Annotated in this window: 25 protein-coding genes and 1 pseudogene; 2 read left to right on the top strand and 24 right to left on the bottom strand. The window is 38.7% G+C overall.

The features are described from left to right. Positions 1-41: 41 nt before the first annotated feature. Entirely contained in the window at positions 42-518 is a 477-nt protein-coding gene (locus MHI14_RS08760) for a DUF6790 family protein (RefSeq protein ID WP_026080959.1), read from the bottom strand. Positions 519-941: 423 nt separating this feature from the next. Between MHI14_RS08760 and MHI14_RS08755 the strand changes: the two genes are divergently transcribed. Together MHI14_RS08755 and MHI14_RS08750 are read left to right on the top strand one after the other, a co-directional pair. Next, positions 942-1,367 carry an Rrf2 family transcriptional regulator gene (locus MHI14_RS08755; protein WP_036668516.1) on the top strand — a complete coding sequence of 142 codons (426 nt, stop codon included), beginning with the start codon at positions 942-944 and terminating at the stop codon, positions 1,365-1,367. A 111-nt stretch (positions 1,368-1,478) separates the two neighbouring features. Next, positions 1,479-2,336, top strand: a complete 858-nt coding sequence (locus MHI14_RS08750) for an SDR family oxidoreductase (protein ID WP_133385591.1) — start codon at positions 1,479-1,481, stop codon at positions 2,334-2,336. Positions 2,337-2,516: 180 nt separating this feature from the next. On the opposite strand, the gene MHI14_RS08745 is transcribed toward MHI14_RS08750, so the two are convergent. The 23 genes and pseudogenes from MHI14_RS08745 to MHI14_RS08635 form a co-directional block, all read right to left on the bottom strand. Beyond that, positions 2,517-3,056, bottom strand: coding sequence for an RNA 2'-phosphotransferase (locus MHI14_RS08745; protein WP_133386019.1), 540 nt, complete (start codon positions 3,054-3,056; stop codon positions 2,517-2,519). Positions 3,057-3,087: 31 nt separating this feature from the next. Continuing rightward, positions 3,088-3,528, bottom strand: coding sequence for an Imm48 family immunity protein (gene imm48, locus MHI14_RS08740; protein ID WP_133385592.1), 441 nt, complete (start codon positions 3,526-3,528; stop codon positions 3,088-3,090). 178 nt (positions 3,529-3,706) lie between these two features. Beyond that, positions 3,707-4,003, bottom strand: coding sequence for a hypothetical protein (locus MHI14_RS08735; RefSeq protein WP_341130192.1), 297 nt, complete (start codon positions 4,001-4,003; stop codon positions 3,707-3,709). Between the two features lie 41 nt (positions 4,004-4,044). Further along, positions 4,045-4,602, bottom strand: coding sequence for a hypothetical protein (locus MHI14_RS08730; RefSeq protein ID WP_341130191.1), 558 nt, complete (start codon positions 4,600-4,602; stop codon positions 4,045-4,047). 37 nt (positions 4,603-4,639) lie between these two features. After that, positions 4,640-5,221: a hypothetical protein gene (locus MHI14_RS08725; RefSeq protein WP_133385593.1), complete on the bottom strand. Its 582-nt coding sequence runs from the start codon at positions 5,219-5,221 to the stop codon at positions 4,640-4,642. A gap of 203 nt (positions 5,222-5,424) precedes the next feature. Next, entirely contained in the window at positions 5,425-5,898 is a 474-nt protein-coding gene (locus MHI14_RS08720) for an SMI1/KNR4 family protein (RefSeq protein ID WP_133385594.1), read from the bottom strand. Between the two features lie 204 nt (positions 5,899-6,102). Beyond that, positions 6,103-6,600, bottom strand: coding sequence for a hypothetical protein (locus tag MHI14_RS08715; RefSeq protein ID WP_133385595.1), 498 nt, complete (start codon positions 6,598-6,600; stop codon positions 6,103-6,105). Positions 6,601-7,073: 473 nt separating this feature from the next. Continuing rightward, positions 7,074-7,553 (bottom strand): DUF6985 domain-containing protein, encoded by a 480-nt coding sequence (locus MHI14_RS08710; RefSeq protein ID WP_133385596.1) that lies wholly within the window; start codon positions 7,551-7,553, stop codon positions 7,074-7,076. 72 nt (positions 7,554-7,625) lie between these two features. Beyond that, positions 7,626-7,907 carry an HNH endonuclease gene (locus MHI14_RS08705; protein WP_133385597.1) on the bottom strand — a complete coding sequence of 94 codons (282 nt, stop codon included), beginning with the start codon at positions 7,905-7,907 and terminating at the stop codon, positions 7,626-7,628. 586 nt (positions 7,908-8,493) lie between these two features. Continuing rightward, entirely contained in the window at positions 8,494-8,991 is a 498-nt protein-coding gene (locus tag MHI14_RS08700; protein WP_341130190.1) for a hypothetical protein, read from the bottom strand. A gap of 22 nt (positions 8,992-9,013) precedes the next feature. Further along, positions 9,014-10,843, bottom strand: coding sequence for a hypothetical protein (locus MHI14_RS08695; protein WP_133385599.1), 1,830 nt, complete (start codon positions 10,841-10,843; stop codon positions 9,014-9,016). A gap of 206 nt (positions 10,844-11,049) precedes the next feature. Next, positions 11,050-11,517, bottom strand: coding sequence for a DUF6985 domain-containing protein (locus MHI14_RS08690; protein ID WP_133385600.1), 468 nt, complete (start codon positions 11,515-11,517; stop codon positions 11,050-11,052). Continuing rightward, positions 11,514-11,894: pseudogene (locus MHI14_RS08685) on the bottom strand (HNH endonuclease); the annotation flags it as partial. The gene MHI14_RS08690 and the pseudogene MHI14_RS08685, both read right to left, overlap by 4 nt. Before the next feature lie 77 nt (positions 11,895-11,971). Then, complete coding sequence (locus tag MHI14_RS08680; protein ID WP_133385601.1) at positions 11,972-12,412, bottom strand: SMI1/KNR4 family protein; 441 nt, start codon at positions 12,410-12,412, stop codon at positions 11,972-11,974. Then, positions 12,373-12,675, bottom strand: coding sequence for an HNH endonuclease (locus MHI14_RS08675; RefSeq protein ID WP_240768145.1), 303 nt, complete (start codon positions 12,673-12,675; stop codon positions 12,373-12,375). The genes MHI14_RS08680 and MHI14_RS08675 overlap by 40 nt, the downstream gene beginning before the upstream one ends. 884 nt (positions 12,676-13,559) lie before the next feature. Next, complete coding sequence (locus MHI14_RS08670) at positions 13,560-14,048, bottom strand: immunity protein YezG family protein (RefSeq protein WP_133386021.1); 489 nt, start codon at positions 14,046-14,048, stop codon at positions 13,560-13,562. Positions 14,049-14,059: 11 nt separating this feature from the next. Next, positions 14,060-14,233 (bottom strand): DNA/RNA non-specific endonuclease, encoded by a 174-nt coding sequence (locus MHI14_RS08665; RefSeq protein WP_206105769.1) that lies wholly within the window; start codon positions 14,231-14,233, stop codon positions 14,060-14,062. Continuing rightward, complete coding sequence (locus MHI14_RS08660) at positions 14,223-14,417, bottom strand: hypothetical protein (RefSeq protein ID WP_341130189.1); 195 nt, start codon at positions 14,415-14,417, stop codon at positions 14,223-14,225. Before MHI14_RS08660 ends, MHI14_RS08665 begins: the two co-directional genes overlap by 11 nt. 22 nt (positions 14,418-14,439) lie before the next feature. Beyond that, positions 14,440-14,922, bottom strand: a complete 483-nt coding sequence (locus MHI14_RS08655) for an SMI1/KNR4 family protein (protein WP_133385602.1) — start codon at positions 14,920-14,922, stop codon at positions 14,440-14,442. A gap of 8 nt (positions 14,923-14,930) precedes the next feature. Continuing rightward, positions 14,931-15,020: an HNH endonuclease gene (locus MHI14_RS08650; protein ID WP_240768065.1), complete on the bottom strand. Its 90-nt coding sequence runs from the start codon at positions 15,018-15,020 to the stop codon at positions 14,931-14,933. Then, on the bottom strand, positions 15,020-15,574 hold the full coding sequence (locus MHI14_RS08645) for an HNH endonuclease (protein ID WP_341130188.1): 555 nt from the start codon (positions 15,572-15,574) through the stop codon (positions 15,020-15,022). The genes MHI14_RS08650 and MHI14_RS08645 overlap by 1 nt, the downstream gene beginning before the upstream one ends. A gap of 276 nt (positions 15,575-15,850) precedes the next feature. Next, positions 15,851-16,240: a hypothetical protein gene (locus MHI14_RS08640; RefSeq protein WP_133385603.1), complete on the bottom strand. Its 390-nt coding sequence runs from the start codon at positions 16,238-16,240 to the stop codon at positions 15,851-15,853. Between the two features lie 26 nt (positions 16,241-16,266). Then, positions 16,267-16,713 carry a hypothetical protein gene (locus tag MHI14_RS08635; RefSeq protein WP_133385604.1) on the bottom strand — a complete coding sequence of 149 codons (447 nt, stop codon included), beginning with the start codon at positions 16,711-16,713 and terminating at the stop codon, positions 16,267-16,269. Between the last annotated feature and the right edge of the window lie 2 nt (positions 16,714-16,715).

The raw sequence follows: 16,715 nt of genomic DNA, 5'->3' as shown, positions 1-16,715 counted from the left end.
ATTGAGATTCAAGCTGTGTAAGGCAAAAAATCAATTACAGCTTAGTGCATTACCCAGATTCCACCAGCCAATACGGAGAGAACCGTGATAAACGTTTGATACACCACATCCATAATGAGATTCCCGATACTGTCTCCATCTGCCTTGCGATTTTTAATCATGACATAAGTATGTGACCAAAGACCACTTAATCCGTATATGTACATCGTTACCAATACACCAACCCAAAAGTTCCCCTGGAACCAGATGGCCATAATCCCCATAACTCCAAGCCCTACCTGGGAAAAACCGTATTTAACCTGAAATGGTCCACCAGGCCATCCTAACATTTTGGCTGTCTGATCCGCTCTGGCAATGTTGACAACATAACCAATCACTCCAACCAATCCAAACGTAACCACAAACTGATGAAGCAGCAATACTCTGCTAATCTCGCTCATTTCTCCGGGAAAACCTAACACATATAGGTGTACTCCCCCTGAAATTAGACCTAACAACCATAGAACCAAAAACCACATGCCTGTCCCACTCCCGCCGTTTGATATTTGGAATCATTTGTAACTAAATGTACAATCTTGTAGATACACACATTATATAATCGCTTTTACATTTGTCAATTCATACATAATTTTCTATTTTGTCGAAGCTTTTGTCATTTTTATTCTTCTGTACGCAAACAAGAAAACCATATAGTTCCATTTAACTTGAAAATAATAGGAATCAAGCCCTATTATTACATTAAAAGGTTTGAAACCTACTTCTTTTTTAACGCTTCAAAAGAACCACAACTCATTTATTTGACATAGGTGATAGTTCAATTATCATTTGTTTGATCATCTACGATTACAGGATAACAGCAACTATCAATTCACATATGATATAAAAGAATTGACAACCAATCACTTTGTAACTATTATAGTTACAACGGTGGTGATTATCCCATGAGACAAATCAGCAGTCGCTTTTCCATTGCGGTTCATACCCTGTCCCTGATCGCTGTTATGCCCAATGAATGCACCGGAGATGTTATCGCGCAGAGTGTGAATACAAATCCCGTGATTATTCGGCGGATTATGTCCAAGCTGAAACAGGCGGGTCTGATTGACGTCAGACCCGGTGTGGGCGGTGCTTCCTTGTTGAAAGATCCAGCCGACATTACCCTTCTTGATGTATATCGAGCGCTTGAGGTCGTGGAGGATGGGGAATTGTTTAACTTTCACAAACATCCGAATCCGAAATGTCCGGTCGGCAACATGATTGAACACACCTTGCGTGCCGAACTCATTGAGGCTCAGACAGCCATGGAACAGCGCTTGAATCGTGTAACCATACAGCAGATGATGGATCAGATTCATGTCTCTGAATAAAAAAGCTCATTATGAGCTTTTTTTAACCCTTTCGTTGTAATCACACCTGTTATAACATTTTTGATTACATCCATATGCAACCAACAACACATATCCTAGGAGGAAAAGAAAATGAAAATTTTGGTTACTGGCGCAACAGGTCATTTGGGTTCACTGGTTGTAGAGGCATTGTTAAAAACGGATTCTGCCAAAGATGTGGCAGTAAGTGTACGTAATCCGGAAAAAGCTGAAGCACTCCGCACTCAAGGCGTTGACGTGCGTCACGGTGATTTCGATCAACCGGAGACGTTGGAGAAAGCTTTTGCCGGTGTAGACCGTCTGTTGCTCATCTCGACTGATGGTGACAATGAAACGCGTATTCGCCAACATCAGGCTGCCATTGACGCTGCCAAGAAAGCAGGCGTGGGTTTCATCGCTTATACAAGCGTTGTGAATGCAGAGAAAAATACCCTTTCCCTGGCGGAAGTCCACCGCGCTACAGAAAAAGCTATTCGTGAATCCGGCATTCCGTATTCTTTCCTGCGCAACAACTGGTACCTGGAAAATGAAGCAGGCAGTGTACAAGCAGCTACGCAAGGTGCACCTTGGGTTCATGCCACCAATGACAGCCAAGTAGGCTGGGCTACCCGCAGTGACTACGCCCATGCTGCAGCAGCTGTACTCGCAAGCGAAGGACACGAGAATACCGTATATGAACTGTCCGGCAAACTACGCACGCAAGCTGAACTGGCTGCCATTGTTGGTGAAGTGCTTGGACAGGACATCAACGTGCAAAACGTGGACGATGCCGCTTACGCTGACATCATGAAAGGTGCAGGTCTACCGGATTTTGTCGTTTCGATGCTCGTTGATATGCAAAGTGCCATCCTTGAAGGCGCATTGGCTGTAGAGAGTGATACTTTAGAGAAATTGCTTGGCCGTCCGGCTCAGCCACTTAGCGAAGGTATTAAAGCAATTGTAGGCAAGTAAGTTTTGGATATGAGAAAGGGACACACCAACAAATGTTGGATGTGTCCCTTTTTTGTGTAGCTAAAGATCAATACAATGATATTCCCGTTGTACGAATGACCGTACACTCACCCGTTGATTGCGACTGCTGTAATTCGAGATAGGTATTTATGCTTTCCACAACAGTTCATCACTCATTGGTCACTGCTCAAGAATATAACGTGCGGGAATGTGATCGGCCAGCCAGATATTTTCGTTTCCATGGTAAAAGAGGATTCCATCTATGGCCGCTTGAGCAGCATTGATTTTCAAAATGACAGGCTGATCATCACGTCTTCGCCCCACCTGATTGGCCGTATCAATATCTGCGGACAGATGTACATATTGCCTTTGCCGCGGCTGTAAGCCATGTTCCATAATAGAATTCACGGCGCGTGCCGGTGTACCATGGTAAAGGGTTTCCGGTGGCTCAGCAGCTATCTTGGATATCTTATGTGGCGTCGAATGTCCATACAATGCCCGGATGCGGCCAGAATGGATTTCATGTCTCTTTTTCTCCGAGGCTTGAATCATCTGCTCCAGATCGGCTTGCGTGACTTCCTTCCACTGCGGACTTTCATGTAAAGCCACCAGCAATTGCGAGATTTCCACCCAACCCTCTTCATCCAGTTCCAACTCATACTCCCACGGTGCATGTCGCAGAGCGTATGAGAGTTCTTTGCTTAATTTCATCAGATCCAATGCAATCATCTCCCACATCTAATAAAACCGTCTAATTTTGCGATTGAACCGCGGTTAAAATCTCCTGAATGTTACGTTCCAATCCTTCATCGTCTTCCTGATTGAATTGGCGGTGTCCATCAATCCCACGTTGGATAATCGTATTCATCACCGGATGAACCTCACGATCGGAAGCCACTCGAATCAGATCATCGGCAAAATCAACCGCCTGCTGTTCACTATAATTAAATGGTTTAATCAGCATCCGAATGCTCAAGGCATGGGCCTGCGGCTCTGCTAGCTGATCCCGATGAGTGATGCCATACACCGCGCCAAAACCAAAAGCAGCCATGACCTGACGCTCCAGTTCTGTCGTCTGTTCCAATGGCGTGCCAATCAGCTCACACATTTTGTCCACCATCTGCTCCAGCTCGTTTGCTGCCGCAGCCAGAATTACGTCATTAATATCGTCAGCGTTGATAAATTCAGTCATATTGGTTTCTCCATTTCTGCACCGTATTTGATCCATTCTCTCAGACTCTATGAGAACATTGTATCGGAGTTGGGGTGTTCGTTTCAAACTCATCTACGAATAAAGGCGAAGTGAATGCTCCCGAAGCAGTTTTCTTACAGAAAGCTTTTAGGTCTGCTTCTTCAGTGCATGAAGATCTTTATGTATGCGTGGGGCAACTTGGTAAATGTTCATATGCGTCACTGTTAATACCAACGTGATTCATCGTTTGGCGCAGCTCCGATACAAATTCCATAAAATACACTTCAGGACTACGGCTTCCGGCATAATACTGCAAGTCATAATCGTAATTCAACCTCGAAAATACATCATGCAGATCGTCAACCAGTATCTTTTTCATATCCTCTCTCGTAATAGCTGGGTCCATGCTGCACTCGTTGGCCAGGGTCTGCATTGTCTCCTTGAGCGCCTGCTGATCGTATAACGGGTTAGACAACAGATGCTGCAAATCATACAAGTCTTTAAACCTGGGCCTCACTATCGTTTGATGCAGCTTCCATGCAATTGGATGGAGAGTGGTACAGTGTAAGGAACGACAAAAGCTTCACCAACCATGGGTTGGTAGGATAGAGTAACAGGCTTCTCATCCAAGTCGAGGTTAAAAGATATATCAAGATGCAGTTCATCCTCATACTCATTTTCATTCCTTGGTTCATTATCAATATAAAAGGCAAGCTCCGTGTTCACCGTAGGAAAATCATCCGCCATCGCGTAGTCTATTCTTCTCCAGAAGGCATTCTCCCGAAAGCTACGGAATATGATACCGTCATTCAGGTCCATCTCCGTTACCTGGATCATCCAGTCTGTAAATACTGCATTGGCCTGATCCTCAGTCTCAATTCGACCTGTATACAGAAAGTCGATGTCATCCACATAACGAATATTGGGATTCTCCAAATACTGTCTTGTTAATAAGCTTCCTTTTAATACAAATGGACTATTCACTAGAGAAGCGCGTTTTAATAGAGCTTCTAACACAACAATGAATCTCTCATCCTCATTTAGGAGGTGCATTTTTATGTTTTTTTCTGACACTCGTTCTCCTCCTCCATTCATCGTACTCAACATCCAATTAGATCCATCCACGATCCAGTTCTTCCCGGCTGTCATAGATGCACAGTTCATATTGCTGTTTTAACAGTTCGATCTTGTTCGTATGCAAAATGGTATGTATCTCTCCCACTCTACGATAAAAATGTTCTGCACTCTCATATTCACGAACCGTTACGAATCTCACCTTTCCATCTGCATGCAGCGAATTCCGTGAGATATTTCCGCCCGAATCCGCGCACAGTTGTTTAAAGACGGCCACATCATCCACATATACCTTTCCGTGCCATTCGAAATAAGGCTTGGACTGTGCCAGCATCGGCTGATCAAAATACGTTTCTTCCTTAGCCGGAATTTCCACCTTCGTCCGAACAACTGTGAATCCGTTATCCCGAAACTTCGCCCCAACTTCTTCAATAACATTCTTCACTTCTTCGTAATTCGTGCTATGTACAATGCCTGTAATCATTGGCTGATTAATATATTCACCTTTGTCCAAGACGATCAACACGGGCTTCACGTTCTCTTCATTACAGATGTTGATAAAGGTCTCTTTCTCGTTCTGCTTCAGATCACGCATGGTTACATGATATTCAAATTCCATCAGGTCACTTCCTTACTGATTTTTGTCATCTCTCATTAGACAGATCTCTCTTCTATCTTCTGTTAATTCTCCACTCACATCGCTCAACTCAAATATTTCCACAGATCTTCTTTAAGTTTTACAATTCACGTTCAAAACGCACCCCTAATTTCTCTACAAGATACTGACAACTGGGACATTCGTTAACATGAACTAGGAGAACTTTATTTACTCAGCAATTCAAAAAATTCTAATATATTGGTCGCGACTTTTTGTGTCACAGGAGAAAACTCCTCTGACTCTTCATGAAACCAAATAACTACAACAGGCTCTTTCTTCTCTCTATAGTCCAAACAAATAAAATCTCCTGAAAAAAGTACCGCAATAGGAACTACATTCATCCCCACTAAATCTTCATTATCAGTTAATCTATCTCCTATTTGTGTAATAATAACTTCAACATCATACCATCCATTAATAGGACCAGACTCACTGTCACTCAATAAACATAGAAATTTTTCTATTATGTATTCTTTCTGATTCATACTAAATATATTTGTGATTGGTACAGCTCCATTATGTTCCTTAATAAAGTTCCTATAAGATTCAGGAAATGAAACTCCTAAACCTCGCTCAACTTCATCTAATAAATCATCGCTTGGTAATGGAACGACAATCGTATTAACATCCATTCTCATTTTTTTCACTCCCTATATTATCTTTTTTTCGTGTTCCTTTGATTTTGAGCATGAAGAAGCTCATTCCTACTCATAATTCAAGTGAGAAAAAGCTTTTGAAAAGCTTATCCAGGTGTTTGAATAGCCTAGTCTTGGATTTGTTGATGTATTTTACGATCTTGTATTAATATTGTAAGTTGTTTAAAATCCGAGCAAATCCATAAATTAATCAGCATGTCCATTGTCAAGTGCATCCAAGGTTTCTTCACTTATATCAAGTGGTTCCCTTTTAACTCGATTTGCAAGCGAAAGAAAATTAGTAGCACCAGTTACATTCAAATAACCTGCCCTTATAAAGAAATAGCCACCTCTTTCATAGAGCTTTATTACTGGCTCAAACAAATCTTTATTATCAATAGCAATTTGATTTCCTTCATCAATGAGTGCGTTTAACTCTAAATAACTGGTAGCAATTTCTCTAACATAACTATTGTCAATCTCCTTTAGTATCTGTAATTCATCAACACTTACTTGTGACTTAGTTATTGAATTTGAAATGATAATAAAAGGATACCTACACGGACCAGGATAAGATTGAAGAAATATTGATGCTCTTCTTAAGTATTCTTTACTCAAGTGAACATGTGATCTTGCTTGCTTATTTCCAATACAACCCCAATCTATTGCAGAAATACACTTAATTGCCTGATTAAAATTTTCCATCAATTATTTCGCTCCATCTTCTGTATTTTTATTGACCAAGAACATTTTTCGAATAATATTCATATGCTCCTGGGAATTCAAATGAAGGTTTGATCAGAAGCTACATCATGTGCACCAGGAGGATTGTTTATATGCCATTTGCATTTTTTTTGACTTCTCCTCAATCGTTATTTGATTTCCTTACTCCAATAAAATTTGTGATTCATCTTTTTTTATACTCATGATTGATTTAATTAATACATTTGCAAGTAAATTTGATAAAAGGTAAGAAAATGAAAAAACAGGTCAATTACGGTGGAATCTTACCATAATCAACCTGTTTGATGAAACGGAATAGCGCTATTTAGTTATAACATTATGCAATTGATGTACTTACAACCGAAAATGTGCAATCTTATACAAGTAATATAGGGTTAGATGTGTTACTAATTGATTAATTGGCTCATTTCTCACTGGGTAGGTACTTCATACTGTTATAGTACTATATCTTGAAAGCCTACCTCAACTATTTCTTCATCCTCAATTTTCACAGCAAGCCCATGTTCTATTTCCCAAGTACAATTAAAAAGCAACCCAATTCTTCTAACTCCATTTTTTCGCACTCTTCTGATAATCAATTGAGTTGGTTCAATTAAATGATCTAACTCTTCTTTATTTTCAATAATTGATGCAATCTTGTCAGCTTCTTCCTCTCCCAGCATTTCTCTATAATCCATGTATACTTCTTGATAATAGTCAAAGATAGCCTCTTCTACTTTAGTCATGATATCGTCCATATTTCCAATAAGATTGGTATATGCTTCTTTTTGAGCATCGTGGAATTCACCTTCTTCATTTCCATCAACACTTAAAATTATGGCTTTGTCTTTTCCAAACATTTTCATTTTCTGTTGTCCGCTCCAATATAAATCGTAAGAAATTTCACCAAATAGTTCATGGTTAAGGTTAGCCATGCCGTCACTCTCCTAGCTTCTCTTTGATTCTATGTTCCCCAACTCCACCTAAATGATTATATGTACATACCATTAATTTTGCTTGGATACTAATTGCATACCCTCAAGGTCATTTAGTTCATGCCAAGTATAATTATTGTCCTTTCGCCAATCTGCAACATCACCCGCAGTCCACTTTTTCTCAGGAGTCGACCATTCCTTAGCTAATATTTCATCAGCCATTGCAAAGTTCTTTCTTCTGTCACTAGTCATATTCGGAATTTTCACCTCAGCCTTTGTAAAAGGAGAAAAATCAGGCATTGCATTCTTATACTCTACTCCATCAACGCCCGCTTCATCTAGATATTTCTTCACTTCAGGTTTCTCTGAAACAAATTTTGACTCTTCTCTTTCACCACTCCATTCCCCTTTATTAACTGGTATTCTTTTTAGTCTGTCATCATAAGTACTATACTTTGGTGTTACATCATAACCTTTTGTTACCTTAGGAACATCACCCGTCCCATCAGCCTCTGATTCACTTTTTTGTCTTTCTTCCTCTTCCCTTTTACGTTTTTCCTCCTCTTTTTTCTCTTTACCATCTTTACCTTTTCCTTTTTTCTTCGATGAATCTTGTTTCCACTGATTATGACTGTCGGGAATCTGATTCTCTTTCTTGTTAGAGCTAGATGAGCTTGTTCCTTCACCCTCGCTCGACTTTTTCCCTGTACCTGTATTTGATCCTGTAGTATCCGGTTCTCCGGATGTTTGGGTCTTCTTACTGGTATTCGGAGTTGGATCCTCTATCTTTCCACTACTTAATGATCCTGTCCCTTCACCATTTGAATTTAGGCATATAAAAAAGGCTATTCCTACCCGTTGTTCAAGTTAGAATAGCCTCTGAAATTTATCGCACTTCGTATTACAGTCCGTCTTGTGAAAAAATTTATTACTCTATGATTCAATTTTTTTCATTATCGAGTGCATCCAGAACCTCATCTTTAATATCCCTTGGGGAAAGTTCCCTAGTTATTGCCCCAGAATTACGCGACCATGCATGTTTCCCACATACTAACTCATTATGATGATAACTGATCCTTCCACCTCTCTCAAACAACTTAATAATCGGGTCATATAGATCGTGAAACTGCAGAGCAATAGGCACGTGTTGGTCTACTACGTATGACCATTCAAGATAAAAAGTACAAAGATACTCCGTAACCCAATCAATGTCTTCGTTTACCAATTTATTAAATTCTTCTTTTATATGAACAGGTACATCAAAATTAATTATTTCTGCTGCATTAAATACTGCACGTCTGTTATCCTCCTTGGAGTTGAAATCCATAAAAATATTACCTCTTCTAATAAACTCTGTTACTAAAATTGCATATGAAGGTTTATCCATCGCATTACTTTCCCAGTTAATGCTCTTTATTCTTTCTTTGGCTTGTTCCAAGTTAGAATTCAATTTTTCCACCTCAAATTTTCGGTTTAAACCCAGGAAATCCGCCGGGTTGTGGTGGTGCTAACTCATGAGCACCTTTTGTACTTTCGTTCGTTGTACCATCTTTGAAATAATTAATATCACGATACGGCAATCCTTCTTGCATCATTTTACTTTCTGCCAATTCATGGTCGGCTAATTGTCTAAACCATGCTTTTTCCTTTGCTGACAATTCACCTTCTAGTGCTTTTTTCCATCCATAGGCAATATCAATATCCGGGTCAAAGTATCCTTTATAATAGTACTTGCCGTTAACAGTATCAACTAAATTAATATGTTCTGACAGTATTACATGTGTTTTTAACTGACTTGCCTCTTCAAAACTAAGTCCTGTATTCCGTGAAAAGGTTTCTAATTCTACGGCATCTAAACCAGTGGATCTTAATTTTCCATATGTCTGTAAAGCAATCTCTTCCTGTTTAAAATTAGGAACAAACTGAATAGGTTCTCCACGTGGGTCAATTGGCTTAGGTATTCTAGCCGTTCCCTTCCCCTCAGTGCCTTCCGTATTTTCCTTCGGTTTATTTGTATCCTGTTCTCCCTCTGGTTCTGGTGGCTTGGGTGGTTTAGTATCCGCTTCAGAATTACCCTCAACCTTATTTGGCAGAGATTTCTTCCATGAATTCACTTCATTTGGAGTAGCATTTTTTTCTGGATTCGTCTTAGTTTCGGTATCTTTTGGTTTCTGTTTTGGTGGCTTCTGATCACTACCCGCTTGGTTAGGTTTAGTTTCAGTTTCACCTTCTGTTTTGCCACCAGAACTTGCTTGTCCCGTTTTTTTCGACTTTTCCCCGCTCCAATCACTTCCTCCACCAGAAGCGATCCTCATTTTCTGACCGTCTGTCCATTTCTTCTTTGCAAATGTCGCTGCTGTTTTTAATCCGTTACCAACAACTTGCATGACCTTTCCTTCAATGTCTGGCGTCCTTACCCTTAGATTACCACCAATCATCGTTCCGTTCTCTATTAAATCGCGATTCATTTCATAATCGTAGATCATCTCTACGAATTTCTCATCGCTAATCGGATTGTAAATCAACTGTGTCAGATATTTCATCTGTTCCAATGTCAGGTCCTGACGCAACCAAAAATCGTAATCTTTTACTTCCTCGACGGTAATATTATGATATATGCCAGCCCTGTCTAATGCCCATGAAATTTCTTGGTAATAGGGCGAAAAGAAGGTTTGATGTTGAACATCGTCTTTCTCCACACTCTTAAAAAATTCCAGCGACTTCTGCAGGTCACGTTGGGCTTTTTCATGCGCCCACTTCTCACGGAAGTAACTCGGAATCTGCTCATAAGCAAGGCTAATCTCCTTGTTCTGTTGTTCCAGCTTCTTAAAGAAATCAGTCACCGAAGTCGATGTAGTCAACTCTTTGGCGGCCGTCAACATTTTCCCAAGCATCGTCCATTTCGCTTCGTTCTCCTGCTGTTGCAGTTCAGCAAAACCATTCGTAAATCGGTCCAGCAAATTCAAAGCCGAAGGCTTGAAGGAGTCTATCTTCGGCACGCTCGCGATGAGACCCGTGGCAACGGCAGCAATACCTACGCCGATGGCTGTCTGGGCAGCAATACCCCCTAGAGCTCCCAGGATCGGAATCATAGCAGTGATGGCCAACGCAGCTCCAGCCAACGATCCATCTTTCGGGTTCGTCGTTGATGCCTGCGTCACTGCAGCAGCCTCTGCGGCAGCTGCGGCCTGAGCTGCTTCGTACTCCTTAATCGGCATCAGCGGTGGCTCCGGCTCCGCAGGCAGATCCGCCACATGAACAGGCGCTTTGTTGCTGCCCTCCTGTTGCAATAGACCTGCTCGTACGTTGGTCTCCCCGTCCAAAATGAAGCTACCACCCCCGTCAAGCAGCCATTAGTTATTTTCGACACGCAAAAAGCTCTCTCCAACTCATAAATCAAGTAAGAAAGAGCTTTTGAATGTTAATCAAATGTTTGAATCATTTAATGTTGGGTTCGTTGGATATGGTTGTGCTATACGATTTAATTAGCCTGGTATCAAATTGCAACATCTTGGTATCCTACATCAGCTATTTCTTCATCTAATAAACGCAACCCTAAACCATTCTCTGAATCCCATGTACAACTAAAAAGAACTCCAATGTCACGTTCTTCATTAATGTCTCCATACGGAACAACAATCCCCTCTAAAGTAATCATTTTCATCAGTTGAGTTGTTGTTTCAACTAATGGATAATTCTCATTAAACGCAACATCATAACCCAATTCACTTCTTTTTTGTATGTAATAATCCAAAATAGGTTGTAATAAGTTAAATTGCACTTGTTTCCAATCTTGTATCAATGATTGATATGCCGAATATTGTTTTTCATCAAATCTTCCATCTTCATCTCCATCAATCATCAATGTAATTTCAAGTTCTCCTCCGAATAATTGAAACATAGTCTTCCTAGTCCAACCATAGTTATATTCGAGCACTCCAAAAACAGGATCATTCTTTATCATTGTGTACTCCCCTCTTTATTGTTTATTAGAAATCCCCCAGGTTCAAACGCTCCTGCATTCATTTCTCCCACACCTCCAAGATGCCCAAAAGTACTATTCATCTTTGTAGGTACTAGTTGCATTGTTTTAACATCATTTAATTCGTGCCATGTTAGTTTATTTCCATCTCGATAAATCTTTATATCTTTAGCAGTAATTTTACCAGACTCCATACCAAATTGGCGTGCTATTTCAGGAGAATTATTAAGTTGTTCAGCTAACCTTTGATCTGATTGAGCAAAATTAGCTCTTCTCGCTGCTCCTCCGTATGTGCCTTTTCCACCTAACATATACTCAATTTGCACTTCTGCTTTAGCTACTGGTGAAAGATCAGGGATCAGACAAATAAAAAAGCCAATTTCGACTTATAATTCAAGTTGAAATTAGCATTTCTGCATCCGTCATTTTCTAAAGATTAAACTTCATATAAACTATCTAAAAAGCTATCAAAAGAATCAGATATAAGAAACATATTGCTCATCTTCTCAGTAGGTTCTATATCATGAAGGAAAATATATATTTTCCCCGCATACTCTTCGCTAGTTCCCAGACAAATTTGATTTCCTCCAGAATCATCACCTATAGATATAAATTCGTTTGGGATTTCGCCATATAATGAGTCAAACACACTTGATAACTCATCGTAGGATTCATTGATATCTAGCCCATAAAGTGTGTTGAGAGCAGTCTCTCCTTCATCATCTGAAATTTTGAAAACATTTGGCTTTACATTACCACCGTTATACTCAAGCAAAAAATCGCGATATTGAACCGGAAGCAAGAAAGCATATTTTGCTTCAAATTCCTCAATATTTTTTAATTTAATTTTTTTATTTGTGTTATAAATCGTTGCCATGGTAATTCTCCTTTATAATCATTTTTTCCGTTAACTGTAGACTGACCACCGATATGTCTAAACTCCCTATGAATATCTTCATCGACAAGAACCATTGTCTTTCCATCTTCATGATGATGCCAAGTGTACCCAGTTGGAGGTTGATTTAGTTCAGTAACTGGTGGATCAGAATCCTTATTTAGTCCTGCTTCTAAGTTCGCCTTCTTGGAGTCCGCCTGAGGGTTTTTAGGAATAGTAATTTCTATTGTTACTGCTGGTTTAATAGTTAGATGGTAAAATGCTGAAAAGTCAGGACACCCATTAGGATAACTAACTGATATTCCATTTTTGTTAGTATATGTCCATGTTCCATTCCCATCAATTGAGATATGTCCACCTTTATCCTACCATTTTTAGGGACAGGTGAAATCATTGGCCTCGTTTCCATTACTTCTTATGTCAAATCCGAAAGTTCTCACTTCTTACCTTTACCCGTCTCCTCAGTGCCTTCCGTATTTTCCTTCGGATTTTTTGTATCCTATTCTACCTTTGGTTTTGGTGGCTTGGGTGGTTTTGTATCGCTTCAGAATTACCCTCCACCTTATTTGGCAGAGATTTCTTCCATGAGTAGCATTTTTTTCTGGTTTCGTCTTCGATGTCGTGCTACTTTTCGGTGTTGTCGTTGCATTAGGTTCATTCGTTTTCGAAGACGGTGTTATATCTTTTCCTTATATTCCCACCCCTATCTGGTGCAAGAGTGGCCTCATACTTTGGTTTAGGTAGCTTTAACGAGAAATCAGCATAGTCTTTTGCCTTGTTATCTCCATTCGAACTACAATGTGCATAAAACTCCTTTTGTCTATTCCTGTTATGTCTACTACGGAATATGCAAAATTAAGCTCATCTACAGTTGTGAGTAAATTTGAAACGCAAGAAAACTAAGAAACAAAAAAACAGGTCAATTACGGTGGTATCAGACCATAATCAACCTGTTTAATGTAACTAAAAAGTAGATTTCAGAATATAAAATTAGAGCATTTAACTTTCTTATAATCTGGAATGGAGAAATCTTCAGACTTTTATTACATGAGTTAAATCATATGGAGTCAATTACCTGACTCATTTGACAGTAACTTTAAAGCTCATACTCCCACTCATTTTAATGGGTTTATATTGGATTATCGGGATACTCTTCTAGATACCTATCTATTAGTTTTCTGCTTTTTTCATCCTCTGGTATGTTACCCAAATATTTATATTCCCAAATAAGTAGCTGGTCATCAAAACTATATTTCGTATCAAACCAATTTGTATAATCATAATGAATCTTGAATTTCCCATTCCTATCAATAGATAATGTGAAGGAATACCAAGGTTCTTGTTCATTATCTATAAAATTCTTTCTTAGTTTTTCACTCAGTTCAAATAGAACTCTGCCTTTGATTTTATATTGATCTTTATAATCATGATAATAAAGAGGGATTTCTAAACTATACTTAAAATTTTCCACATCCTCAGGTGTGTTATAAAAAAAGTATGTCCCGCCCCCGGTTTCAGAAATTTGTGCATAGTAATGAAATTTTTCCCATTCTTCCGGGATCATTTCATTAACTGTTTCAGCTATTTGATTATATATTTGATTCATCTCTTTTTCCATGCTCAACGAAATCAACCTCCAGCTTGATTTTTAATAGTTTTTTGTACTGGCCTATTTCCTTCAATTTGATAAGTTACTTCAAAGGAATCGGGTCTCATTGAAGTACCTGAATAAACTGGTTCAATTTTTACAGTAACTTTTTTCGGAGGTATCTCTCTCAACGCATCCGCCCATTTAGACTCCATATTCACCGCCAGAGCTTTGTTTTGAGCCTGCTGGTTTCTGAGGTCCGGCGGTAGAACCAGGTTTTACCGTAGGCTTCGGAGTTTCGGGTGCTGTCTTCGATATATCCATTTCATAAACATTAAAAAAACTCACTCCTGACTCATTGTTTGAGTAGGAATAAGCCTTTTTAATTATTTTTGTCATATGATTGCATTATAGGAAGAACCTATTCTTCTAGCATATCAAGAAAACGATTAACATTATCTGCAATCTTTTCTGTAACTGGGTCATACTCATCTGATTCCTCATTATACCATATACAAACAACTGGATTGATTTTACTTTCAGTATAGTCTAAACAAACGAAATCTCCTGCAAATAGAGCTGCAATTGGTACTAATTCAGCACCTGTCATATTTCCATCAGAGAGTATCCTTTCATCCAATTGACTGAAAACAACCTTAATATCATACATACCTTTATCATGCTCGCTTGGCTTGTCCAATAAACAAAGAAAACGATCAACCACATATCTATTCGATTTAAATTCAAAAAATCGAGTTATTGGAATAGATCCATTACTTTTCGATATAAAATCTATAAAATCTTTGGGAAACTCGATTTCAAAATTTTCTTCTACACGCTTAATTAAATTACTACCTGGAAGCGGATAAATTATACTTTTTTTTGTATTTCCAACATATTTCACCTCTCAAATTAATGTCTTGGGGCATCTGCCCAGTGTCCCTTTGTTCTTCCTCCATTATGCTTTGTAATATTATGAATACCAAAAGGTACAAGTTGCATCAAACCACTTTCTTCATTATGTTCCAAGTTGTTCCTTCTGGCTGTACTTTATTTGGTAATCTATCATTCAACCATTTGAATTGTACAGCATCTGTTGCCTTCCAAAGGTCCTTTGGTAATACATCTTCATGCAATACTGCACCTGCTCTTTTAAAGTCTGCATATCCAAATTTCAATCCTGGAATCTTCTTCACTTGAATCGTAGGAATATCAGAATGTAATTCTAAGGCTCTCTGTTTAATCATACTTCTTTGGTCTGAATTTAATTTACCAACAAAGTCATCTTGCCATGACCACACTTTATTTAATTTTACAATATCCCCATATATTAAAGCATAATCATCAAGAACCTCATTAAATTTTTTATTACCTTTTGCAAAATCTTTTATGTTTTCAAGGTTAGCTGTCCTGTCAACACTGCCACTATTACCCGTTCCCTCTGTACCTTTCGGACTCTCCTGCGGTTTCTCCGGTTCGGATGATTTAGGTGGTTTCGTATCGGCTTGCAGTTTACCTTCGTCCTTTTTCTTCGTTGGTTGTTTCCAGGTATTCACTTCATTCGGTGTTTCTTTTTTTCTGGATTCGTCTTTGGTGTCGTACTTGGTTTCGACGTTGTCGTTAAATTTCCTTTTCCTTCATTCTTTTTCCAAGAACATAACAAAAAACAGATCAATTATGGTGGTATCTGACCATAATCGACCTGTTCAATGTAACGGAATAGCGTTATTTAGGTTATAAAATCAAAGCATTTGATGTGCGTACCAACGGAATGTAGAAATCTTTATACAAGTATTACATTGGTTAAGTCTACTTGAAATCAGCCGCCCGACTTATTCGGCACTGGGTGGGGATAAATCGTATTCTAAATATTCCTCATCCCATTTGAGAACATGATCTTCTACCGCCACATACCATTCAGTATTCAAAACAGTACATCGTATTTGTGACAGTAAAGCAGTCCAATGCTGAACACCTTCCCAGATTGCATCATCCATGTTATCAGGTAACTGTGTAGAACCTTCAAAAATAATCTCCGGATCAGACGAATCTTTCAGATCATATACATCAAAACCAGTCCAATTGTATCCTTCTCCTGTATTGTTGAATTTTTCAATTTCTTGTTGTACCGAATACTCGGAAATCAATTTCTTTATAAGGTCTCCTTCGACATCTGTTAATGATTCCTTTCGTTTTGCTGAGTAATATATTGAAATCGCCATGCTACAAACCTCTCAATCGTTTTTCATTAGTGCATATACTCTCGTTTAAAGTCTTCATAAATTAAAAATGCATCAGCTAATAATTCTTTCAATTCTTCGTAATTACGGAATATCGGCTTCCTTACTTTATCATTTTCCAGACCATCTAGTTGTTCTTTTAATATTCCCCATGTCCCACCAATCTTAAGTTCGGAATTTTCCCATAGAGACCATATAAATTCAGCTACACCATATTTTAAAGAAATAACATATTGAAACTTATAATTATTCTGTGTTTCTGTAATCTTAAAAAACTTTTCCTTCTTATTAAACGAGGACTCGTACCCTAATTCACTAATAATTTTTACTACTTGGTTACTTTCATAGTCTTCGAAACTTTCACTAACATTAAATTGATACTTTGTGGCTAGATTCTTATACCTTTCAATAAATTTTATCTTCTCAAAAGTGTATTTGGTATGTTTATCTATCATAT

This window comes from Paenibacillus sp. FSL K6-2393 (assembly GCF_038002545.1).
Lineage (GTDB): Bacteria > Bacillota > Bacilli > Paenibacillales > Paenibacillaceae > Paenibacillus.
This window is presented reverse-complemented; position numbering and strand designations above follow the sequence as displayed.